This is a genomic window from Salisaeta longa DSM 21114, assembly GCF_000419585.1.
Classification (GTDB): Bacteria; Bacteroidota; Rhodothermia; order Rhodothermales; family Salinibacteraceae; genus Salisaeta; species Salisaeta longa.
This window is the reverse complement of record NZ_ATTH01000001.1, coordinates 2,920,491-2,943,077: the sequence shown is the minus strand read 5'-3', so window position 1 is coordinate 2,943,077 and position 22,587 is coordinate 2,920,491. Positions and strand designations below refer to the sequence as shown.

Below are 22,587 nucleotides of genomic sequence, written 5' to 3'. Positions count from 1 at the left end.
GCCCGAAGGATGTTCAGACAGCGCCTCATCAACCAACCGGCTGCACCGCGTGCCTTTTCGCTCCAACGTGCTGCATCACCTCACCACACGCTTGGCGCGCGGCGCCGGCGCGGTGCTGGTGCTGCACGTTGTGGGCGGCGCGCTCGGGTTTGCCACGCACGTGCTGCTGGCGCGCTGGCTCTCGGTGGCCGACTATGGCACCTACGCACTGGCGCTGGGTTGGACGTTTGTGCTGGCCCGACTGGCCGCGCTGGGACTCCCGTCGGCGCTCTTTCAGGTGCTTCCGCAAACCCCAACGCCGCGGCGCGTGCTGCGCACGGGGCGCTGGCTGATCGGCGGCGTGGGCCTCGCCCTGGCCGGCCTGCTGAGCCTCTTGTGGACGTACGACATCGCGGGGCCCGCGCTGGGCTGGGCCGGGCTCTTTCTGCTGCCGACCGCGCTGTCGCTGTTCGAAACCAACCGCCTGCGCTTGGCCGACCGCCCCCAGTGGGCGTACGGGCCGCCGCAGGTGCTCCGTCCTGTGCTGCTGGGTGGGGGCCTCGTGGGCGGCGTGTGGGTTCTGGGGGCCTCGCCGACGCTCCTGCTGGTGGGCCTCTGCGCCGTGGCAGGTCTGTGGGGCGCGTGGGGCCTGCAACGGGCAGCCCCCGCGCCGCCCGCTTCGTCTGCAGCCCCGTCGTTTGCCCCGCGCGGCCTGCTCGCCGTGGCGCTGCCCTTGCTCATCGCCGACGGCGCCACGCTCGTCCTCTCCAAAAGCGACGTCCTGATGCTGGGCGGGCTGCGCCCGGAAGCCGACGTGGCCCTCTACGCCGTGGCGCTTCGGCTTGCCCAGGTCACGACCCTCGTGGGCGTCGCGGTGGATGCCGTGGGCGCCCCGCGCCTGGCGCGCTGCTTGCATGAGCGCCGCGCGGCGCTTCCCGGGTTGGTCCATCGCCTCGTGCACCTTCACTTTTGGCCGTCGCTGCTGGTCGCGGGCGTGCTCGTGGCGGCGGGGACGTCGCTGCTCGCGCTCTTTGGCCCGTCGTATGCCGCCGCCCACCCGCTGCTGCTGTGCCTGGTGGGCGGCTACCTGGCCAATGCAGCCACCGGAAGCGCAACGGTCCTCCTGGTGGCAAGCGGACACGAGCGCCTCAGCATGCGCATCTCGGTGGCCATCGCGGCGCTCAACCTTGTGCTCAACCTCGTGGGCATTCACCTGATGGGTCCGCTGGGCGCGGCCCTCGCAACGGCCGTGAGCCTCGCAGCCCGCAACGTGTGGGTGTATCGGGCCGTCTCGCGGCACGTGGGCGTGCGCCCCTCCATCGTTGCGGCCACCCGCCACGCGCTGTCCTGACCGCCCGCCGCCCGGTGTTTTTGCATTTTTGGTGTTGGATTTGGAATTGCGCGCCGTAGCGTGCACCTTCTGATGATGTGCTCTTTGGGATCTGCTACTGAGACTATGACTTGGTTCCGACGCAAAAAAGCTGGTATCCTCACGGCCCGCGAGGACCAGAACGACATGCCCGAGGGGCAATGGGTGAAGTGCCCCAAAACCGGCGAGATCACCACGCGCCGCGAGTTGGAGGACAACCTCCTCGTCTTTCCAAGCTCGGGCTATCACTTTGGGATGGATAGCCATCGCTACTTCGACTTTCTGTTCGACGATGGCGATTACACCCTGCACGATACCGACCTGCTCTCGGTAGATGCCCTTCACTTCGAAGATCGCAAGTCCTACACGCAACGGCTGGAGAAGGCCCGGAAAAAGACCGGCCGGAACGAAGCGGCCCAGTCGGCGACGGGCATGCTCTACGGGCACCCGCTCTCCATTGCAGCCATGGACTTCGGGTTCATTGGCGGCTCGATGGGCTCGGTGGTGGGCGAAATTATCGCGCGGGCCGTCAAGCGGGCCTACACCGAGGGGCGCGCACTGATTATCATTTCCCAAAGCGGCGGCGCGCGCATGATGGAGGGCGCGCTGAGCCTCATGCAGATGGCCAAAACGAGCGCCCACCTCACCCGCCTCGATGAAGCCAACCTGCCCTACATCTCCGTGCTTACGCACCCCACCACCGGTGGCGTTACGGCCTCGTTTGCCATGCTGGGCGACGTGCACATCGCCGAGCCGGAGGCCCTCATCGGGTTTGCCGGGCCGCGCGTGATTCGCGAAACCATTGGCTCCGACCTTCCCGAAGGCTTCCAGCGATCCGAGTTTTTGCTCGAACGCGGCTTCGTCGATATGGTCGTTGACCGCCGCCGCATGCGCCAGCGCATCGGGCACTTGCTGGACCTTTTGATGGAATAAGGCGGTACGGCACCTTCCAGCTTGCTGTGAGCTGTGACGACGTTGATCTCCCGCTGTGTGGCGACGCGGCCGACGCGAGACGGCCCCTCTGTGCACCCGCGTCGCTGCGCGCTGGAGCGTATCCGTCGGATTTGACCGGTCCATCGAATTTGATCGGCGCGTAAAACGCCCCGTTTTACTGTGTCCACCCCTTCGGTGCCTTCTACTTCGCAACGCCTTGCGCGGCTTGCCGCGTCGGTCTTTCAAACACCTGGTGCATTCATTGGCATCCGCCAGCATCAGCGATGGCGCGTGCTTGCGTGTGACGGTGCGTTGCCGCTTTCGCATGAGGCGCTGCGGGCGGTGTGCGCCTACGTACACGCTGCCGAGGCGCCCCTTTGCATCCCAGACTGTGCGTCCGACGACGTGGCGGCGCTCGCGGCCGACGACCTGCGCTTCCTTGCCGGCACGTCGCTGCCGCCGCCCGATGACGGCGCGGCGGCTGTGCTCTGTGCGGTGGACCCGGCGCCCCGTACGCCGCAGCAGTTGCCCGCCGATCCCGCGACGACGCTGCGCGACCTCGCGGCCCTCGCGGCTCCATCACCCGCCCGCCCGTTGCCTACTAGACCCCCGCCGCACGCCCTTTTAGACGACACCACGGCGGGCCTCGCGCTGACCGATGCCGAGGGGCGGTTTGTGTACGTAAATGCCGCCTACGCCGACATCCTCGGGTACACGCCCGCCGAGCTTCATGGAGAGCCGTTTGCTCCGTTTCTCTTTTCTACCCCCCAAAATCAGCAGCGCGCCGAGGCGGCCTATGCAACAGCCCTTGCAAGCGACGCGAAGCTGCTGGACGGCGACTGGACGTTTGCGCGGGCCGACGGGGCGCCGCTGCACGTGTACGTGACCACAACGCAACTCACGCATGCCGGGGCCTCGTTCGTGCTGTCTACGGTCGTCCCGTTTGCGCAGCACCAGCAGCTCGAAAACCGCCGCAAGGCCGAGGAGGCGCAGTTTCAGGACCTGGTGCAGTCGACCTCGGCCATCCTGTGGCGCGGCACCCCCGATACGTTTCAGTTCACCTACGTTAGCCCGCAGGCGGAGGCCCTGTTGGGGTACCCACCGGAGCGCTGGCTCGACGAGCCCAACTTCTGGCAGGAGCACATGCACCCCGACGACCGCGCCTGGGCGCCGGCCTACTGCGCCCGTGCAACCGAGGAGAAGCGCCGCCACTCGTTCGATTACCGTATGATTGCGGCCGATGGCTCGGTGGTGTGGCTGCGCGACGTGGTGAGCGTGCTCACGCGCGACGGACAGGTCGACGAGCTGGTGGGCGTCATGATTGACATCACCGAACTGAAAGACGCCGAGCGCCAGCGCAAAGAGCGCGAGCGGCGGGTTGAGGCCCTCTACAAGGCCTCTCGCGATTTGCTTGCGACCACCACGGCCGATGACGTGGCCGAACTCATCCTGACCCTTGTCGATGCGGTCTTTGGCTATTCGATTAGTGCTGTACGGCTGCGTGAAGGCAACCGCCTGGTGCCGTATTACACCAAAATAACGAGCGATGTCGCAATTGCGCCGCGCCCGGTGTACGCCGTGGATGGCGCGAGCATCGTGGCGGAAGCATACCGCACGGGCGATACCGCTGTTTATGACGACGTAACAGCTATTGAGGATGGATTTACGCGGGCACCGTTGCAGCATGCGGCCTACATCCCCATTGGCCGACATGGCATCATCTCGGTGGCCTCGGTGACTACAAACGGCATCGATCCCTTTGACGTGCGCCTGCTGGAAATCCTGGCGCAAAATGCCGAGGCGGTCCTCGATCGTATCACCCGAGAAGACACCCTGCGCGCGGCCCGCGATGAAGCCCAAGAGCTCAGCCGCATGAAATCGGCGTTTTTGGCGAATATGAGCCACGAAGTGCGCACCCCGCTTACCAGCATCATTGGGTTTGCCGAATTGATCGAGACGTCGCCCGAGGAACGCACCCATTTTACCCGCTTGATCCGTCGCGGCGCCCGCCGCCTGCTCGACACCCTCAATGCCGTCCTCGACTTCTCGCAGCTAGAGGCCGGTGCGCGTGCATTGTCGCCTCAATTGCTGGACATAGGCGACCACCTCCGCGACACCTTCGCGTTCTTCGAGGCGCAGGCACGTCAGCAGGCCGTCGCCATGACGCTTGAGCTGCCCCCCTCGCCCATTGAGGCGCACCTCGACCCCGATGCCCTGCAGCACATCATCCAAAACTTGCTGAACAACGCCCTCAAGTTCACGCCACAGGGCGGCCAGGTTACCCTCTCGTGCACCCCCGAGCCCGGCGCCCTGGTGTTTGCTGTGGCCGATAGCGGCGTGGGCATCGATCCCGCGGTTCAGGAGAAGATTTTCGAGCCTTTCGTTCAGGAGTCGACGGGGAACCGCCGCACCCACGAAGGCAGCGGCCTGGGCCTCTCCATCTGCAAGCGCCTCGTCGACCTGATGGGCGGCGACATTGCGGTAGAGAGCACGCCGGGCGACGGCACCACGTTCACCGTCCGGTTGCCCCAAGAGCAACGCGGCGGTTAGGCTGTGTTTAAAAAATCAACGTGAGCGCGAGCCCGTGGGGGAAGCCCGAGCTGCACGGCGTTCGAAGCAGGGGTAGCGGGCCTACAGCGATGCAGAACAACGCATCAGCAGCGGCTCTCCAACCGGGCGCAGTCCGCGAGGTGTTTTTAAACACAGCCCAGCACGCTTCCATTCGTCCGGCGGCTTTTGTATGCTGTGGGCGTCCCTGTCTTACCAACCTGCCGCCTGCCTGTATGCCTCGCTCGTGTGTTACCGCCTGTCTTGCGCTCCTCCTGGGCGCGCTGCTCGGATGCCAGTCGGATACTGCGTCGCCGCCGCCCGCCGCATCGCAGGCGCGTAGCGATACTGCAACCGCCGCCCGCGTACTCATCGATGGCCGGTTTGCCGACTGGCCCGCCGGGGCGCTGCAGCACACCGATCCTGCAGGCGACGGCGCATCCATCGACCTGGAGCGCGTGTGGGTGAGCCACGATGCCGAGCGGCTGTACGTGCGCTTCGAAACGGGGGCCCCGCTCAACCTCCAGGAAGGCAACGCCCTCGCGCTCTACCTGAATACCGACGGCGAGGCTTCCACCGGCGTCACGGCCCACGGGGCGGAGCTCGTCTGGCGCTTTGGCGAGCGCACGGGCACCGTGGTGGGCCCCGACGGCACCCAACATACGATTGCGCATGAGGCCATCGGGTTTGGCTCGTTGCCCACCGTGCGCGCCAACCGCTTCGAGCTTACGCTCGACCGCAGCGCCACGCCCGTGGCCAACGCGCCGCTCTTTACCGCCGACACGCTCCGCGTGGCGCTTGCCGCACCGGGCGATGCCGCACCCGACCAGGGCAGCATCGCGTACGTCGTAACGCCCGTCGTCTCCGTTCCAGATCTTGCGCCGCGTACGCTCGACCGTACCGAAGGCACGCTGCGCGTAGTAGCCTACAACGTGCTGCGCAGCCGCCTCTTCGATGCCGGGGCCCGCAGCGCGTACACCCGCCTCTTTAAGGCGCTCGCGCCCGATGTGTGGGGCTTTTCGGAAATTTATGAGCGCAGCGCATCGGCTACGCGGCAGGTGGTCGCCGAGCTGCTGCCGGGGCCCACGTGGCACGCGGCCAAGGCCGGGCTCGACCTGGTGGCCGTCAGCCGCTATCCGATCCTTGACAGCTACGCCATTCCGGGCTACGACGATTGGAAAAGCGCGGCCTTCGTGCTCGACACCCGCGAGCGGTGGGGCGTGCCCTCGCTGTTTATCCTGATGCATCCGCCGTGCTGCAACTTTGCCGACGGCGCCACCACGCGCAATGAGATGCGCCAGTGGGTGGTGGACCGGGTGGCGGCGTTCATCCGCGACGTGCGCGCGGGCACCGCTCCGGTCGCGGTTCCGGCCAACGCCCCGATCTTTGTGGGCGGCGACATGAACTTTGTGGGCCACGCGCAGCAGCCGAACACCCTGCGCACCGGCGACATCATCCACAACGCACGCCTCGGCCCCGACGCGGCGCCCGACTGGGATCGCACGCCGCTGGTGGATGCGCGGCCCCGCGAAACGCACCGCCCGCTGCACTTTACGTGGATCGACCCCGAAAGCTCGTATCCGCCGGGGCGGCTCGACTACCTCTACTACAGCGACAGCGTGCTGCGCGCTACGCAGTCGTTTGTGCTGAATACGCAGGCCATGCCCCCCGCCGTTTTATCCGCGCACGGTCTCGAAGCCTCCGATACCGCCACCGCGTCCGACCATCTGCCGGTCGTCTTGGATGTCCGCCTCCGCGACACCCCATAGCGTTTCCACGGCTCACCTCCTGCAGCATGCTCGGTCTAGAACATAACGTTTTATCCAATCGGTGGGCTCGACGGATACACGGCCGCCAAGCAACGTATAGCTCTTAAAAGCCGATTAGCAAGTAGGTCAAAAGGCAAAGGGCGCGTAGCGCCAACCGTTCTACCAAACAGCTGCTCAACAACCGGTTCTCACGACTTCCGTGTTGCTTATGAATGCGCCCGCCACTCTGCCTCGCGTCCTTGCCGTAGAAGACAACGCTGAAACGCAGTTGCTCCTGCATCACCTGCTCAAAACGTCGTTCGACGTTACGGTGGTGGATGGCGTAGAGGAGGCCCTGGAAGCCGCCGATGTGCTCACGTTTCATGTGCTGCTCCTCGACATCAACCTGAGCGAGCAGCGCACCGGCACCGACCTGCTCGCCCTGCTACGGGAGCGCGATCATCTGCGCAGCGTGCCGGCCATTGCCCTAACCGCCTACGCCATGCCCGGCGACCGCGATCACTTTTTGGAGGCGGGCTTCGACGCGTACATCAGCAAGCCGTTTACGCGCGACGATCTTACCGGCGCCATTGCACGCGTGCTGGAAGCTGACGCCTAAGGAGCCCCGCCACGTGCAGCTTCAGGGCTCTCCCGCCCGCCTGCGCTATGCGTCCGCTTGGGCCCGGGCTGCATCGGCCGAGATGACCTGCACGCCGGCGTCGTTCATTGCGCCCCACGCCGCATCCAACGATCCGTCCTGGTCGATGCCGCGTGTGGCCTCTTCCACCACCGACACGCTGAAGCCCTCGTCGCGGCCGTCCACGGCCGTCCACCGAACGCAGAAATCGGCGGCCAGCCCCACCACCACGAGGGTGTCGATGCCCCGCGTTTGCAGGTAGCCGGTCAGGCCGGTGGGCGTTGTGCCGTCGTTTTCGTAAAACGCCGAGTACGAGTCGATGGTGGGCCGAAAGCCTTTGCGGATGATGAGCTCGGCTGCATCGACGTTGAGGTCGGGATGGAACGCGGCCCCCGGGGTGCCCTGCACGCAGTGATCGGGCCACAGGATTTGCTCGCCGTAATCGACCGTGATGGTGTCGTACGGTTCGTTTCCGTCGTGCGATGACGCAAACGACTGATGCCCCGCCGGATGCCAGTCCTGCGTCAGCACCACATGATCGAAAGCCGCGGCGAGATCGTTGATGACCGGCACCACGGCATCGCCATTGGGCACCGCAAGCGCCCCGCCCGGACAAAAGTCGTTCTGCACGTCTACGACCAATAATGCCTGCATAAGACGTCGTCGAAAAGTGGCAAAAGACATCGCACAAAGACTGTATGACGCAGCGCCCGATACGTTCATGCGGGCGGGCGGTGTCGCTGCTTACGTCCTCTGGCGCATCGTTCAACCGTGCGCGATCAATTTTCGCTGATGTTGACCGTCACGTTAAAGCCACCACGCATTTCGGTGAACGACGGATTGTTGCTGTCGCCTTGCAGCCGCACGTATTCCATTTGAAATGCCGCCTGCACGCGATTGCTGACGCGGTACGAGATTTGGGGCGCAACGGTGAGGCGCGTGGTCTGCTCAAGCGGGGCCACGTTGTCGCCCGTGAGCGCCTGCTCGGCCGTAAACGACGGATCGCTGAGGGCATTTGCCAGGGCGGTGCGCATCACGTAGCGGCGCCGATCGGTGACCGCGCGCCGGACGTTTAATGAGAATTCGAGCGTGTTCTGAATGCGGTTGAAGAACGGAAGTTGAAGGCCCCGCTTGCGGAAGGAAGCACTGAACGACAACTCGCTGGTCTCGGCCTGCTGCACGCCCATGCGCGAGGTGCTGAGCGCCACCTCGTTGGTCGTGTTCCACTCGATGCTGGTTTGCAGGGCATCCGTCCACGTAAGATCCAGCCCAATGAGCGGATTGAACCGTTCGATGAGTCGTGCGCTTTCTACGGACTGGCCTGGGCGCACATACTGAAACGTGCGGGCCCCGAGGGCTACGGACCCAATGGCGCCGGCCGTCGGGTTCGATTGGTACGACGCGGTGTAGGTGCTTCGGTAGTCGTGGCTTATGGTGGCCTGCTGCACGAAGCGCTTCACGAACGGCCAGCGCGAAAGGCCGGTGTACGACATGCGCCACCCCGGCAGCGGAAGCGGAAATCCGTCGCCGACGGTGCCCACGCCGCTCACGAAACCCTTACGGAAAGCCGACGCGGCGCTCGCGTTGGTAAGCACCGTGGCGCGGGCCTGCAAGGTATCGGTGGCCGGGCGCGCGGCCGACGCCCGCAAGGTTTGCAGCTGGTTGGCAAACACATCGCGATACGAGGCCCCAAAGCTCCACACCGAGGTCTCGCGTTGCCCACGCACCGTCGAAATACGCGCAAACGGCTGCCCGGCGCTCGAAACGGGTGCATCGGGCGACGCCTCACCCGCCGCAAGCGGCCGCAGCCGCACGGTGCGATCGTTGCTCCAGGCCGCGCTCCAGTCGAGCGTCACGCGCACGTTGCGGCTGGGCGTCAGCGTGGTGGTGGCGCCAAAGCGGTTGGTATTCCGAAACGCATCCGTCGTCTGGCGGAGCGAATCCACGATGCGCTGCGATGGATCGATGCGCCGATTCAGCCCCAGCCGGTAGCCCAGCGACGGGCCCTGGCCCTGCAGGGCGTCGAGCACGCTGTAATCGACGCCAATGGAGCCGTCGTCTTGCACCCGGCCAACGCCCGAGGAGCGCGCGCTTCGTGAGGCGTTGTAGGTAAACGAAAGATTGGGCACATCCATAAACGTGAGCGCCACCCCACGGGCTATCTTCAGCGGATCGGGCCACGGCAGGTCGGCAAGGAAACCGGTGCTGTCTGCTGCAGCGGTATCCGGTGGCGCGGGCGATGCCTCTGCTGCGTCGCTGCTGCGCTGCGCCTCCTTCCACCGCTCAAAAAACCCGAACCGCTCCCACACCTTGTTCGGCCGCAGTGTAATGCCGGTTTGCACATCCACCGTGTTTTTCACCGTGGCGCCGGTGGCGCTGCCCTCTGACGCGTTCTGCCAGTCAAACGACGCGTTGTATGCGATGTTATCGAGCCGAATCCAGTTGAACGTTTCGCCCTCCAAGAACGTGGGCGTAAACGTGGCGCTTAGCCGCTGCTCGTAGGTGTTGGTGCGCGGGCTTGCGGCGCCAAAGAATACGTCGCGGAAGACCTCGTCCTCGGGCCGGGCCATGAGGCGCTCTTCTTCAAACACGCGGCCCGCGTCGATGTCCGCCTGCGAGATAATCCCCTGCGCCAGGGCTTCCTCTTGCGTGAGATTCGGGTAGACGTTCTGAATGCGGCTGAGCGAATCGACCAAGATGAGGTTCGTGCGCCGGCGCGCGCCCACATCGTTGAGGCTTTGCTGCGTGGTGGTGCTCACGTTCAGGTTGAGAAACGTGAACGGGTTGTACTGCAGGTCGAACGTGCGCTGGTGCTGGAACGACTGGTTCTCGCGGAGCGGATTGGCGAGCCGGTCGGGCAGCACGCCTGCCTCGGCCTGGGCTACGCTGGACCGGCTCTTGGTTTGGCTAAACGACCGGTTCGCGCTCGCCCGAAAACTAACGGATTGGGGCTTGTAGTTAAACTGCACATTCCCAAGCGCGCCGAGCACCGGCACGCCGCCCAAAAACCAGAAGGGTTTTACGGTCGCCGCATCACCAAAGTCGAGCTGATAATCGAAGGTCCCATTCCATTGCCACTGATCGTTGATCGCGTTTTGCGGCGAGCGCGCGGCACGGTCGAAGTAGCTAAAGCTGAGGCCGATCGCGTCCATGGTGTACTGCAGCCACGGCGACTCGGAGTTGCGCTTGCTCACGCGGATTGTCAGCGAGCGCTGTATGCTGCGGTTTTGAGCGGCGGTGCGAATGCTATCACGCAGTTGCTCGCGCAGCGCATCGGGCGACGTGTTGGCGCCGTACTGCCGTTGCAGGCTGCTGTCGGGCAACGCGTTGATGCGTTCGACGAGGGCTGCCACGCGCACGTCGCCCCGCACCGGATCGAACGTAGGCGTTGTCGTTTGCGATTGCATCTGCATGGTTACCGGCATCTGCCACCCGTGGGCCTTGGGCAGTAGCTTGTCTAGGCTCACATCGGCGCCCACCGTCCAATTCTGGCGGGCGTCGAGGCTCCGGTTGGCGAGGGTGCTAGAGAGCGATCCGAAACCGGCGGTGCGCTGCTCGAAGCTCGCGCGCACCGTGCCAAAATCGGCCATTTGCACGTTCATGTTGCTCAGCGCCGCCCACCCGGTCGACTGGTCGTAGCCCGACACGCGCAGCTCGTTGGCCCACAGGTTTATCTCGTCGAGGATGGCGTTCGTGACCCCGCGATGCCGCAGCCCAATCACGACGGTGTTAATGTTGCGCAGCGAGGGCGTGCCCTTGACATACACAACGGTTCCGGATGGAGCATCGCCCAGCCGCACGCTGGGCGCTTGCGTGCTCGCATACACCGAGTCAATGGGAAAGCCGCTGCGGTCGCGCGCCACCTTCAGCTGGTTGAGCGTACGCAGCCGGATGTTTACAGCGTTGCTGTCGGGCCAGAGCTGGCTGCGCGTTTCGCTTCCGGTGGGCACCGGGCTCACCACCAGCGGCTGCTCGTACTCGTAGTAGGCGCCGGTTTCGCTCGACCCGAGGCGCACAAAGAGGCGCGCGTTCTGCCGGATGCGCTGCTGCACGTTGGCGCCCGACGCTGCGCCGTGCGCATGCACAAACATTCGCAGGTTCGAGTACTTGAGCAGATCGAGGGCGCGGCTGTACGTCTTAAACACGCCGCGCTGGGTGTTGGGGGCCAGGTCCTCCACGCGCACGACGAGCGACTGCTCGCGGCTGCGCTGCTGCCCGCCACTCGCCGTGCGCGTGGTCGGCACAATGGCGCCCAGCGGCGGCTGATACACGGGGTCTTCCTCGTTGTTGATGCTCGTCACGTTGAGCTCGGCGCCGCCTTCTTGCGTCGTGCGCGCCTCCTCGGCGGCCACGGCGTCCGAGTTGCGCCATTGGCTGCCCACCAGCTCCAGCGCCGCAAACCGAACCGTCGTCGGCGCCGCATGGCCGGTCGTCCACAGCCGAATCGACTCGATGCGGCTAAACCCATCAATGGTGCCCACCTTACGCGTGAAGTTGTTGACGGGGATGCGCACCTTGTACCAGCCCTCACCCACCTTCCCCACCACGTAGTCGTCGGTCGCGCGCGGTTGGGCCAGGGCATCGAGGCGCGCGCGGCTGAGCGGCACCGCGTACTCGTAGTAGTCGTTGGCAAAATCGACCCCGCTGTTGAAGTTGAGGTCCTCGCTGTCGGGGCGCCGCACGTTGCCGCGGGCCACGCTTACGCCCTGTGCCAGCTCGTTTTGCGCGACGAAGGAGTTCAGCTCCTTGCCGGCGTAGTAGCGGCTGAAGCGCTCTTGCACGGTCGCGCCCTGCGGGTAGAGGGTGGTCGGATAGAACGATGGATCGGCGAAGTACGCGTTGTTGCTAAAGTAGTGATAGTCGTCGCCGGACGGGTCGCGGCGCGCGCGGGCAATCGCGGCGTCGAGGCGGGTGCGGGCCTCGGCCGAGAGCCCCGCCCGGCTGACCTGATCGAGCGATGCCACAAACGCCTCGTATTTCTGAAGCTCGCTTTCGGGCGTGGCGTACGCCGGCGGGTTGTACGACACCAGCCCGTCGAGCCCCAGGTCTTCGGTGCGCTGGCCGGTAACGTCGATCGCCGTATTCTTCTGCCCGCCCGGCAGGCGGCTCCACCGATCGAGGTTTGCCGCGCTAAACGTGGGCGAGAGCCCATCCTCGTCGTTGAGCTGATTGTTGGGCACCACGTCCTCCGAGATCGACCCGAGGTTTACGTAGAGCATCGCCTCATCGGTGGGGCTGCCGCTCGGCGTTTCGGCATACGGCTTCACGATGAACTCCACGAACTCCACGTTTTGGAGCGTAAAGTCGGTGTAGCCTTCCGGGATGCGCCGCGTGATGCCGCCCCAGGTGCGCCTGGGTTGGCGCATGAAGTCGCCCAGCGCCGTGGTGAAGTTGTACGGCCCACGCTGCCACGGATTGAAGTACAGGTCGAGCGTGCGGATGGTCGGGTTCGACTGCCCGCTCACGTCCCGATCCGGAAAGACATCGCGCACGTCGACGATCTCGGTGGCCTCGGCCGGGCCGCGCTGCGTGGTTTGGCCTTCAAGCGTCTCCAGGAAGTTTTCGTTGAGCTGATACCAGCCCAGCGTCGCCCGCCAGTTCGACACCAGCGAGTCGGCCTGCGGGCCGGCAGGCTGATTTTGCGGATACACCGGCGGCGCGCTCAGCGTCCAGGCATCGAGCTGTTGCCGCAGCGAGAACGAGTTTTCGAAGCCCTCGAAGTCGTCGATATAGGAGATGCCCCGGCGTTCGTCCGGGGCAAACTGCTCGCCGGCCTCCTGCAATTCGTTTTGCGTTCGCTCGTACGCCTCGGTGCGCGTGTAACCGGGGCGGAACTGTGCAAACTCGCCCGAGACCTGCACGCGGCTTTCGGCTTTTGTTTGCACCAGCGGCAAGGCGTCAATCGCCTGCGTGAGCCAGCGCGGCTGCACGTCCATTGAGCCGTCTACACCCCACAGCGTGTTCTTGATGGGCTCCTCGCCGATGCGAAACTTATCGGCCGGCGTCTTTTCGCTGAGGCGCATCAGCGTGGCCCCCAGGGCGTACTTCTCGCCGACGGCGTACTCCGCGCGCGCCCCGAGGAGGGTCTTCTTTTGGACCTGCGTGAAGGAGTTCTGCTCGTAATCGATCTGGATGTCGCGGCCCGCCTGCAAGTACGCCGGATTGGTGATGGTTACCGTGCCGCCCTGGTAGTCCACCACGTAGTCGGTGCCCTCTTGCAGCGGCGTGCCCCCGGCGGTCACTTCCACCGAGCCTTCTACGATGCCGGCAAACGCCTTCAGGTCGTAGAACTGCTTCGTCGCCCCGCGAAACTCCCCGTTGACGCGGTACACGTCGCGCGCCTGCCGGCGCTGCGCGTTCTCTTTTTTGAGCCGGTAGAGGTCCCGAAACAGGTACTGCTCGGCCGCTCCGTTGGGGTCGCCGCCGTTGGAGGCAATCACATCGGCGAGGTGCGCGCCAAAAGGCTCCAGGTCGGGGAAAATGAGCAGCCCGTTGCTCGGGTCGATGGTAAAGCCGGGCACGAAGTCGAAGCGATTGTCGGGCTCGGGGCCGTTGTTTTGGTTGAGCGCGTCGAACCCGAACACGCGCAGCAGCGGCGTTTGCCCGGCCACCGCCGGAATAACGGTGCGGTTGCCGCTGCCCGGCGGATTGTACGAAATGTCGAGCTGAAAATTGTCGGGGGTAAACCGGCGGCCGTTGAGGCGGTAGATGTTGCGTAGGGCCAGGTGCCACGCGGCCGGGTTTTCCTGCACGCTGGGCTGCACGGGGTTGGAAGGGCGCAGCAGCTTGAGGACGAGCCGGTCGGCGTCTTGTCCGCCGGTGGTGCCGCCCTGGTCGGCCGCAAAGTCGCCCACGGTTACGGTTTGTCCGTTCACGGTGTAGCGGTACGCCACGGCCAACGCCTCGTTGGGCTGCAGGCTCTGCGTGAGCGACAGGTAGCCCAGGCGCTCATCAACGGTGTATTCGCGCCCGCGCTCCAGTTTCCGAAAGACGCCCTCCTGAAAGCTCTGCTCGTCGAGCGGGACGTTCATCTGGTTCGAGGTGAGGTACGTGCTGGCCACTTGGTCGCCGTCGCGCAGGCGCTGGATCTCGGCGTCGGTGTATTGGTCGGCAGTGGGCCGCGGGAGCACCGGCTGCGTGAAGCGGTCGGCCTGCTCGACGAGCGCGGTGGGCTCGGCCAGATCCACCATGCCCACCGCCCGCCGCACGTTTTGGGCATCCGGATCGGGGCGCGTCTGCAGCTTCCACACCTCAATCTCCAACAGCCCGCCAAAGCCGTCAAACAGCGTCACGTTGGGTGGATTGTTGTGGGCATCGTTCCACCGATTGCGAAAGTAGTACCCCAGCAAAAAGTGCGCGTTGGCGTCGTAGTCGGTGGGGCGCAGGTTGAACGTGCTCGTTTCGGCGCCGCCCTCAATGGTGAGCGACTGCGCCTGTCCTTCTTGCTGCGTGGCCACAGTGGTAAGCGTGAGATCGCCAAACTGAAACTGGCCCTTCAGGCCAAACAGGCTTTGCCCGCCCCGAATGAGTTGCGAGGGCGTGTTCAAGAACACGTTGCCCGCCTCTACACTCTGGATGATCTCGTCTTCGTAGCCCGTGTACTTGAGCTTGAGCTGGTTTTGGTAGTTGAACGGACTGTTGGTGTCCCAGTCGACGTTGATGCGCAGCTTGTCGCCGATGGTGCCGGTGATGCCCAGGCGCAGGTCCTGCTTAAACCGCGGATCGAGCTGCGAGGCATTGCCGCTAATGGCCACCTGCCGGTCGCTCTTTCGGTAGTCGAACCCGGCGTTGATGTTGGCCTGCCCGTTGATGCGCAGGTCAACCTGCGGCGCGCCAAAGATGGTGGAAAAGGCGCTTTGCGAGCCGCCCGGGATGGCGAGATTGACGCCAAACCCGGCCCGGTCTTGCTGGCTCTGGTCGCGCTGGGCAATGAGCGACTGCCAGTTCGCCTGCACCCCGGCCCGAAGCCGCATGGCCTGGTACGTGCTATCCGGAACGTAAAAGGCGCCGTCGCGCGGGTAGGTGTCTACCACGTAGCCGCCGGCCGAGTCGAGCACCGTTTGGGGCTGCAAAGGGTGCGGCTGGGTGAAGGGCTGCGCCGAGGGGAAAAGGGACGGGCGCTGCCAGGGCGAAGGGACCACGTAGCTGGCCACCCGCCCGGTATCCGGGCGCGACGTGGATGCTGTTTGCAGGCTGTCGGCTTGGAGCGTGTCGGCGCGGAGCGTATCCGAAGGGCCCCGCACGACACCCGCGTTGGGCACGGGGCGGGCCTGCGCGGTAGAGTCGGTGTCGGAGGGCGCGAGCGGCAACGCGACCCGGCGCCCCTGCGCCACCGCCGGCAACTCGCGGATGAGCACCGCCCAGCCGCTTGCTACAAGCAGCGCGACGGCCAGCCATCCGCCCACGCGATACCATGAATGCGTTTTGCTACGATGCACAATTCCCACTACGTACCGTCTAAAAACAAATCAGGTGTGGCCTCGGCAGCCAGCCCTGATACCATGCAAAAAGGACGCAAACGAACGTAACAACAGCCGATACGCAGAGGGTGTTGAGTCAGAAGAGAGGTCTGTGCAAACCGTGCCGCGCCGGCACATGGCAATGGTAACAATGCCGTATGGAAGGTGCAACACTGCGGTAGACGTACGACGCCTCCCACGCGAAGTTCATCGGGCGTCCACTTGCACGTCCAACGCGCGGTTCAGATGTTTAACGGTCCACGCCTGCATCCACTCGCACGCCGTTCACAACGCACCTGCCACTATGCCCACTTCTGTTCGCGCCATCGCCCGCGCCTTGCATGCCTGGGCGCCGCCGGGTTCTGCCCAAGACTACGACAACGTGGGGCTGCAAGTGGGCCGCGCGGATGCTTCCGTTGCGCGCGTACTTCTGGCGCTGGACTGCACGCCGCAGGTGTTACGCGAAGCGCAAGACGTGGGGGCTGACCTCATCGTGACGCACCATCCGCTGATCTTTCGTCCGCTCACGTCGGTTACGGCTGCAGACTATCCTTCGTCGCTTGCGCTCCGGCTGGCGGAGGCCGGGATCGGGCTGTTTAGCATCCACACCAACCTCGACGCGGCCCCGGGCGGCGTATCGTTTGCCTTGGCCGAGCACCTGGGCCTCCAGGAGGTCTCGTTCCTCGATGGCTTTCCCGAGACGCTCTACAAGCTGACGACCTTTGTGCCGGCCGAGGCGCTGGAGGACGTCCGCAGCGCGCTTGCTGACGCGGGCGCTGGGCGGATTGGCGACTACGACGCGTGCGCCTTTGCCACCAAGGGCACGGGCTACTTCCGCCCCCACAAGGATGCCGATCCGCACACCGGCACGCCCGGCACGCTGTCTTCTGCCGACGAATACCGGCTGGAGGCCGAGGTGGCCCGGTGGACGTTGGGCGCGGTGCTGGATGCACTACGCGCGGCGCATCCGTACGAGGAAGTGGCCTACGACGTCTATCCGGTCCAGCAGAAAAACACGCAGGCGGGCCTTGGTGCGGTGGGCCATCTCGACGAGGCCATGCCGCTGCGCAGCTTCCTGGCGCGCGTAGCCGACCGGCTGGATGCAGGCAGTCTGCGCTACGCGGGCGACCCGGCGGCCTCCGTGCAGCGCGTGGCCGTATGTGGGGGCGCGGGAAGCGATTTTGTCGGCCAGGCGCAAGCGGCCGGGGCCGATGCGTACGTAACGGCCGATGTGACGTATCATACGTTTTTCGACGTGCTGGATACCGACGGCGCGCCCGCCATGGCGCTCATCGACGCGGGCCACTACGAAACCGAGGCGCTGACGGAGGCCCTGCTCCGCGACTGGCTCGCCGCCCGCTTCCCCGACGTCGCGTTTCGCCGTACCGAAACGCGCACCAGCCCCATGCGCACGTTTGTGCCGTAGGCGCGTGCTGGGGTGCGGCTCAGAGGCGCTCCTTCCAGTCGAGGTACAACGCGCGGAAGCACATGTGGGCGGCCTCGGCGGTTTGCTGCGTGAACCAGTAGTTGACGCCCGCGCCTACCGCGGCCCCCGCGAGGGGAACGACCTGCCCCGCCTTGCGGCCCACGAGCGCCTTCGCAATCTCGCGTGGCAGGTGGCGGTTTTGATCGCGGAAGGTGCCCGAGACGCGCCCCTTGTAGGCCTGCCCATTCGCAAATGCCGCCGCGGCTACGCTCACCTCCCGCAGCGCCTCGTTACGGGCCTCGCGCCCGCCCGAGGCAGCAATGTTGAAGATGGAGAGGACCAGCGGGCGAAACGCCGGGCCACGCATCGGAAAGCCGTAACAGGCGCCGATCTGCTGGATGAGGCGCAGGTTGATGGTAAACAGCAATGGGATGTCGGCCGCGATGAGCGCCGCACCGCCGAGCCCGGTGCCGCCGCCCTCCAGTGCAGCCAGCAAGGCGTTTTGCCGGAAGCGACTCCGCGCCAACGCGTCGAGCTCCCGCAGCGGCTCATGCCGCAGGTCGCTGACGACCTCAGCCACGAGGCCACGTTCTTCTGCTGCCTGCAGCACATCGTCATCGGCAAAGGTCCACTCCGAGGCGTCGCTCAGCATCGCCAGAAACTCGCCAATGCGGTCGCTCATCTGGTCGACCAACTCGGGCGGGGTCACCTGTTGCACCGCCCAGTCGAGCGGGCGCATGGCCCAATCCATGGCTTGCGTAACCACCGAGGCGTCGGCGTGCTGCCAGGCTTCAATTTCGCGGCGGATGTCTTTTTCACGGTCGGTGAGGCGCATAAACGTCCTGACGGTAAGCAGAAGGGTGGCGTGCGTGAGCGCACAGCAGTACGTGCATCATAACGCGCTATACGCTGCCGATGTTACGCGGCCCGCCGGGCGCTTTCCCCTATAGCAGCCACAGCCCCAACCCGCCAACAAGAAAGCAGTAGGCCGCGAAGTACTGCAAGCGGCCGCGCTTTACAAAGTCGATGACGACTTTAATGGCCAGAATGCCCGCCCCGTAGGCCGCGCAGGTGCCCACCGCCAACGGCAGCCACGCTTCGCCCAGCCCCTGCTGCGCGAGCTCGATCGTTTTGATGAGCGTGGCCCCCAGCACTACCGGCAGCAACATCAGGAACGAGAAGTTGGCCGCGCGCTCCGGATTCACGTTTTGGTAAAGCGCAGTGCAGATGGTAGCGCCGCTCCGCGAGATGCCGGGAATCATGGCAAACGACTGCGCCACGCCGACGAGCAGCGCCTTTCCGCCGGTGAGCTCGCCCGAGGGGTTGGGGCGGAGCAGCGTGAGCAACAGGAGCACGCCGGTAACCAGCAGCATGCCCGCCGCGAGCTCCGGATCGTCGAACGCCCGCTCGAAGAAATCCTTGAACAGCACGTACGTGATGCCCGTCGGGATCATCGTGATCAAGATGTAGACGGCGGTGCGAAACGGCGGACGCTCGCGGAACCGCGCGGCCCATTCCCCCGGATGAATGGACGCCGCGAGCGTTTCCGTTACCAGCTCCTTGACGCGCAGGTTGTACACCGTAAAGATGCTAAGGATCGTGCCAAAGTGCACGAACACCTCAAAGGTGAGACTGCCCGTGCCTGCAGCGTTTAGGCCCAATACGTATTCCCCCAGCACCAAATGCGCCGACGAAGACACCGGCAGAAATTCGGTGAGGCCTTGTACCAGGCCCAGAATGAGCGCTTCCCACCACGTCATAAGCAGTTGCTGTGCCATACAGAATGTGCGTGCGGTACAGCATAGGGGCTGCCGTTCTTCTTCGGAAGCGCGCCGGCGTGAATCCATCGTGTGTTTCTGCCATCGGGTAGCAATCGCCCCGGCGCGCATCTACACTGCACGTGTGCCTCTGTACGCTTTTGACCATCTGCTGCTGCAATGGCCCATCGCCCGTCCCTTCGTTTGGTATTTGCCCCCGAGCGCCCGTGGGTGCATCGCGTGTTGTGGGGCGGCCTCACGGCGCTGTTGGTGGTTGCGTGCTGGCGCTATGCGCTGGATGCCACGCGGGCCGCGCAGGGGACGGCCTTGCGCCTCTGGATGCTACTTGCGGGCGGCGGCGTGGTGGTGGCCCTGCCCAACCTGCGCTGGCCGGAGCGCAACCTTACCCTCCTGCAGCTCGTGAACCCGCCCCAACGCGCCCTGCTGCTGACGCATGTTGCAAGCAGCATGCTGCCGCTGTTGGGGCTTACGGTGCTGCCGGCTTTGGCGCTCAGCCTTGCCGGCGAGGCGATGGCACTGCTGCCCTTTCTGCAGGTGCTGCTGGTGCTGCTTGGCACCATGGCTTACACGGTGGCGCGCTACGTACAGCTGGGGCCGCGGGCCCAGGCGTGGCACGACGGCCGCGCCGGCCAACGCTACCGCGCCGTCAAAGAGGAAACCGGCCAGGGCCTCGACCTTCCGCCCGGCCTGATTCCAGCACTGGGCGCTACGTTCCAGTGCTACGGGGTGCTGCTGCTAGCCACCGTGGCAACCGCTCTTACGGCCAACACGTGGGGCAACGGCTGGGGCCTGGTGCCCGGTCTTGTCCTTACCGCTGGCGTGGCGTGGCGCTTTCGCACCCTCGCCCCCGCATACGACCGATGGTTCTATGCGACGCAGGCGTTCTTTAGCGAAGTGCTCACCACGGGGCTCGTACAAGGCGAGCGCCGCTCGCTTGCCTACCGCGCCACCTACTGGGTCCCCGCCCGCTGGCGGCCCGCCACCTGGGCAAGCCTCCTGCAGCTGGATCGGAAACTCCCGCTCGGACGCCTCGTCGCCGTGGGCCACATGGGCCTGTGGCTGCTCGTGTACACCGGCGTATCGCAGCCCGTGCGCGTCGTCTACACGGCGCTTCTTGTGCTGGGCTCGGTAGCGCCGAGCGCGCTCCTGGCCGACGCGCGCCTCGCGCCGCCCGCGTTTCAACACATCATGCAGTCCGTCCCCGACTGGATCGTGACCCGCCTGTTCGTCAACCTGCGCTGGCTGCTGCCGCATGTGCTGAGCGTAGCCCTTGTGGCGTGGGCGAGCGACCGGGTGGGCATGGCCGCCATCGGACAGGTGGCGCTGCTTCATGCGGGCGCTGCGCTTGTGTGTGCCGTGGCCACCACCCTGCTCCACGAGTACAATCACCGCCGCCAGCTCGCTTAGCTGCTGCCCTCACCTACGTTCTGCCTTATGGCCGACGCGCTCGTCATTGACGCCCTCACCAAACGTTACGGCACCCACGCGCCGGTGCTGCGCGACCTCTCGCACACCTTTGCGCCCGGCACCTGCACGCTCATCACCGGGCCCAACGGCGCTGGCAAAACGACGCTCCTGCGGGTGCTTACGGCGCAGGCGCTTCCCACCGCGGGCCGCGTGCGCTACGGATCCCTCGACATCCACCAACAACCGCGCGCTTTCCTCCAGCATGCGGGCATCGTACCCGCCAGCGCCGACCTCCCCGCGCAGCTTTCCGCCGTCGAGCTGCTGCTGTGGGTGCTGCGCAGCCGGCGCCCCACAGCCGACGCCCCCGACGCAACCGCTCAGGCCCTTCTCGATCGCCTCACCCTTGACGAGCGCCGCACGCGCCGCATTGGTACCTACTCCAGCGGCATGACCCAAAAGGCCCTCATCGGTGCAGCGCTCGTTGCCCAGCCCGCCGTCCTGATCATGGACGAACCGCTTCGCAGCCTCGACACCGACGCCATCGCTGCCACGGTAGCACTGGTGCGCGAACACGTAGCGCGCGGCGGCACGGCCATCGTCTCCAGCCACCAAACCGACGCCCTGGCCGCCCTCGCCGACGCCCACCTCACGCTCGGGCGTTAGCTGGCCCCCCGAACCGTTTTTTTCCACGCGCCTGTAACAGTGACGACGCCTGGGCCGTACCTGTGTTGTAGCTCCGGTGCATTTTGCTTACACTGCAGCACCAGTTTCTTTCACCTGTTGATGCAGCGCGTATGTCTGTCGATCCTGAGCTCCTTACGTGGGGGTTTTTCCTTGGTGGTTTGCTGCTGATGCTCCTTGAGACGGTGCTGCCCGGCGGCGTAGCCTTCTTCCTTGGCATTGGCGGGCTCGTGGTAAGCGGGCTGCGCGTGATGGGCTTCGTGGTCGACCCGCTCACCGCCCTCCTCACGTGGCTCTTCCTCTCCACCGGCCTCACCATCGCCCTGCGCCCGCTGGCCACCCGCTACTTTGGCGGCGACAGCGTGGTGCAGCTCACCGATGAAGATGCCGACGCCATGGGGCAAACGGTGGATGTCGTCGAGGCCATCACGCCCACCACCCCGGGGCGCATTCGCTTTCGCGGCGCGACCTGGGACGCCCGCACGCTCGAAGGCACCCTGCCCGAAGGCGCCGAGGCCCGCATCGTCTACCGCGAGAACCTCACGTGGATCGTTGAACCCACCGACGGCAGCGACCTCGATATGCAATACCAAGATGCCCTAAGCCCCGATACGCAGCCCACACCTTCGCGCACACCGCACCGCTCCCGCTAACGTCGTCCTCACGAACCCCGTGCTCTTATGGCTACGCTCCTTGTCGTTCTTCTGCTGCTTACCCTGTTCGTGTTCTACAACACGTTCATCATTGTGGAAATGCGGGAAGAGGTGATCTTAGAACGCCTCGGGAAGTACCGCGCCACCCTCTCGCCCGGCCTGCACTTTGTCATCCCGTTTGTGGATCGCGTGGCCTACCGTCAAGAAACGCGCGAGCAGGTCATCGACGTGCCCCATCAAAAGTGCATCACGAAAGACAATATTGAGGTGGATGTGGACGGCCTCGTGTACCTGAAGGTGATGGATGCACGAAAGGCGAGCTACGGCATCAACGACTATCGCCTCGCCGCCATCAACCTGGCCCAAACCACCATGCGCAGCGAGGTCGGCAAAATCACGCTCGACGATACGTTTAGCGAGCGCGACAAGATGAACGAAGCCATCGTGCGCGAGCTCGACAAGGCGTCCGACCCGTGGGGCATTAAGGTCATGCGCTACGAGATTAAGGACATTCAGCCTTCGGCGGAAGTGACCCAGACGATGGAGAAGCAGATGGAGGCCGAGCGCGACAAGCGCGCCGAGATCACGATGTCGAGCGGCGAGCGTGACGCCCGCATCAACGTCTCGGAGGGCGAGCGGCGCAGCGCCATTCTCATGTCGGAGGGCAAGCGCCAAAAGCGCATCAACGAAGCCAAGGGCCAGGCCCAAGAGATGGAACTTATTGCCAACGCCACCGCCAAGGGCCTCCAGCGCATCGCCACCGCCATCGCCCAGCCGGGCGGCTCCCTGGCCGTAAAGATGCGCCTCACCGAGCAGTACATCGACCGCCTGGGCACGGTCATCGACGGTGCCAACGTGAGCGTGCTTCCGGTGGAGGCCGCCAACCTAAAGACCTTTTTTGAGGGCGTGTCGCAGGTCAGCGATCACACGGGCCAATAGCTGCCCCGCCGCCTTACCGCCGCTTTGCCTT

The 22,587-nt window shown here is 65.3% G+C and carries 14 protein-coding genes; 10 read left to right on the top strand and 4 right to left on the bottom strand.

What is annotated here, in order from left to right; translation table 11 throughout:
* Window positions 1-49 precede the first annotated feature (49 nt).
* The 5 genes from SALLO_RS0112365 to SALLO_RS0112345 all read left to right on the top strand — a co-directional run bounded on the left by SALLO_RS0112365 (window position 50) and on the right by SALLO_RS0112345 (window position 7,195).
* Window positions 50-1,330, top strand: coding sequence for a lipopolysaccharide biosynthesis protein (locus SALLO_RS0112365; protein ID WP_022836622.1), 1,281 nt, complete (start codon window positions 50-52; stop codon window positions 1,328-1,330).
* Window positions 1,331-1,435: 105 nt separating this feature from the next.
* Window positions 1,436-2,281, top strand: coding sequence for an acetyl-CoA carboxylase, carboxyltransferase subunit beta (accD, locus tag SALLO_RS0112360; RefSeq protein ID WP_022836621.1), 846 nt, complete (start codon window positions 1,436-1,438; stop codon window positions 2,279-2,281).
* Between the two features lie 180 nt (window positions 2,282-2,461).
* Entirely contained in the window at window positions 2,462-4,831 is a 2,370-nt protein-coding gene (locus tag SALLO_RS17010) for a PAS domain-containing sensor histidine kinase (protein ID WP_084696287.1), read from the top strand.
* Window positions 4,832-5,064: 233 nt separating this feature from the next.
* Window positions 5,065-6,597, top strand: a complete 1,533-nt coding sequence (locus tag SALLO_RS17005; protein WP_022836619.1) for an endonuclease/exonuclease/phosphatase family protein — start codon at window positions 5,065-5,067, stop codon at window positions 6,595-6,597.
* A 208-nt stretch (window positions 6,598-6,805) separates the two neighbouring features.
* A complete protein-coding gene (locus SALLO_RS0112345) occupies window positions 6,806-7,195 on the top strand; it encodes a response regulator (RefSeq protein WP_022836618.1) in 390 nt (129 codons plus the stop codon).
* Window positions 7,196-7,240: 45 nt separating this feature from the next.
* Here the strand turns inward: SALLO_RS0112345 and pncA are convergent, their stop codons facing one another.
* Together pncA and sov are read right to left on the bottom strand one after the other, a co-directional pair.
* A complete protein-coding gene (pncA, locus tag SALLO_RS0112340; RefSeq protein ID WP_022836617.1) occupies window positions 7,241-7,867 on the bottom strand; it encodes a bifunctional nicotinamidase/pyrazinamidase in 627 nt (208 codons plus the stop codon).
* Between the two features lie 125 nt (window positions 7,868-7,992).
* Window positions 7,993-15,651, bottom strand: coding sequence for a T9SS outer membrane translocon Sov/SprA (gene sov, locus SALLO_RS17000; protein WP_157621444.1), 7,659 nt, complete (start codon window positions 15,649-15,651; stop codon window positions 7,993-7,995).
* A gap of 325 nt (window positions 15,652-15,976) precedes the next feature.
* Here sov and SALLO_RS0112330 point away from each other — a divergent pair, with 325 nt between their 5' ends.
* Window positions 15,977-17,098, top strand: a complete 1,122-nt coding sequence (locus SALLO_RS0112330) for a Nif3-like dinuclear metal center hexameric protein (protein ID WP_028567221.1) — start codon at window positions 15,977-15,979, stop codon at window positions 17,096-17,098.
* A gap of 19 nt (window positions 17,099-17,117) precedes the next feature.
* Here the strand turns inward: SALLO_RS0112330 and SALLO_RS0112325 are convergent, their stop codons facing one another.
* Both SALLO_RS0112325 and SALLO_RS0112320 read right to left on the bottom strand, forming a co-directional pair.
* Entirely contained in the window at window positions 17,118-17,933 is an 816-nt protein-coding gene (locus tag SALLO_RS0112325) for an EcsC family protein (protein ID WP_022836614.1), read from the bottom strand.
* A 109-nt stretch (window positions 17,934-18,042) separates the two neighbouring features.
* On the bottom strand, window positions 18,043-18,876 hold the full coding sequence (locus tag SALLO_RS0112320) for an undecaprenyl-diphosphate phosphatase (protein WP_228702812.1): 834 nt from the start codon (window positions 18,874-18,876) through the stop codon (window positions 18,043-18,045).
* Window positions 18,877-19,035: 159 nt separating this feature from the next.
* Between SALLO_RS0112320 and SALLO_RS0112315 the strand changes: the two genes are divergently transcribed.
* The 4 genes from SALLO_RS0112315 to SALLO_RS0112300 all read left to right on the top strand — a co-directional run bounded on the left by SALLO_RS0112315 (window position 19,036) and on the right by SALLO_RS0112300 (window position 22,556).
* A complete protein-coding gene (locus tag SALLO_RS0112315; protein ID WP_040605771.1) occupies window positions 19,036-20,283 on the top strand; it encodes a hypothetical protein in 1,248 nt (415 codons plus the stop codon).
* A 27-nt stretch (window positions 20,284-20,310) separates the two neighbouring features.
* Window positions 20,311-20,946 (top strand): ABC transporter ATP-binding protein, encoded by a 636-nt coding sequence (locus SALLO_RS0112310; RefSeq protein WP_022836611.1) that lies wholly within the window; start codon window positions 20,311-20,313, stop codon window positions 20,944-20,946.
* Between the two features lie 131 nt (window positions 20,947-21,077).
* Window positions 21,078-21,617 (top strand): NfeD family protein, encoded by a 540-nt coding sequence (locus SALLO_RS16995; protein ID WP_022836610.1) that lies wholly within the window; start codon window positions 21,078-21,080, stop codon window positions 21,615-21,617.
* A 27-nt stretch (window positions 21,618-21,644) separates the two neighbouring features.
* On the top strand, window positions 21,645-22,556 hold the full coding sequence (locus SALLO_RS0112300; protein WP_022836609.1) for an SPFH domain-containing protein: 912 nt from the start codon (window positions 21,645-21,647) through the stop codon (window positions 22,554-22,556).
* The last annotated feature ends 31 nt before the right edge of the window (window positions 22,557-22,587 follow it).

Excerpts from the sequence above, each read along its gene's own strand:
- SALLO_RS0112320 (WP_228702812.1), bottom strand. The coding sequence starts at position 18,876 with ATGGCACAGCAACTGCTTATGACGTGGTGGGAAGCGCTCATTCTGGGC.
- SALLO_RS17005 (WP_022836619.1), top strand. The coding sequence starts at position 5,065 with ATGCCTCGCTCGTGTGTTACCGCCTGTCTTGCGCTCCTCCTGGGCGCG.
- SALLO_RS0112330 (WP_028567221.1), top strand. The coding sequence starts at position 15,977 with ATGCCCACTTCTGTTCGCGCCATCGCCCGCGCCTTGCATGCCTGGGCG.
- SALLO_RS0112300 (WP_022836609.1), top strand. The coding sequence starts at position 21,645 with ATGGCTACGCTCCTTGTCGTTCTTCTGCTGCTTACCCTGTTCGTGTTC.
- SALLO_RS0112345 (WP_022836618.1), top strand. The coding sequence starts at position 6,806 with ATGAATGCGCCCGCCACTCTGCCTCGCGTCCTTGCCGTAGAAGACAAC.
- SALLO_RS0112315 (WP_040605771.1), top strand. The coding sequence starts at position 19,036 with ATGGCCCATCGCCCGTCCCTTCGTTTGGTATTTGCCCCCGAGCGCCCG.
- SALLO_RS16995 (WP_022836610.1), top strand. The coding sequence starts at position 21,078 with ATGTCTGTCGATCCTGAGCTCCTTACGTGGGGGTTTTTCCTTGGTGGT.
- SALLO_RS0112325 (WP_022836614.1), bottom strand. The coding sequence starts at position 17,933 with ATGCGCCTCACCGACCGTGAAAAAGACATCCGCCGCGAAATTGAAGCC.
- accD (WP_022836621.1), top strand. The coding sequence starts at position 1,436 with ATGACTTGGTTCCGACGCAAAAAAGCTGGTATCCTCACGGCCCGCGAG.
- SALLO_RS0112310 (WP_022836611.1), top strand. The coding sequence starts at position 20,311 with ATGGCCGACGCGCTCGTCATTGACGCCCTCACCAAACGTTACGGCACC.
- pncA (WP_022836617.1), bottom strand. The coding sequence starts at position 7,867 with ATGCAGGCATTATTGGTCGTAGACGTGCAGAACGACTTTTGTCCGGGC.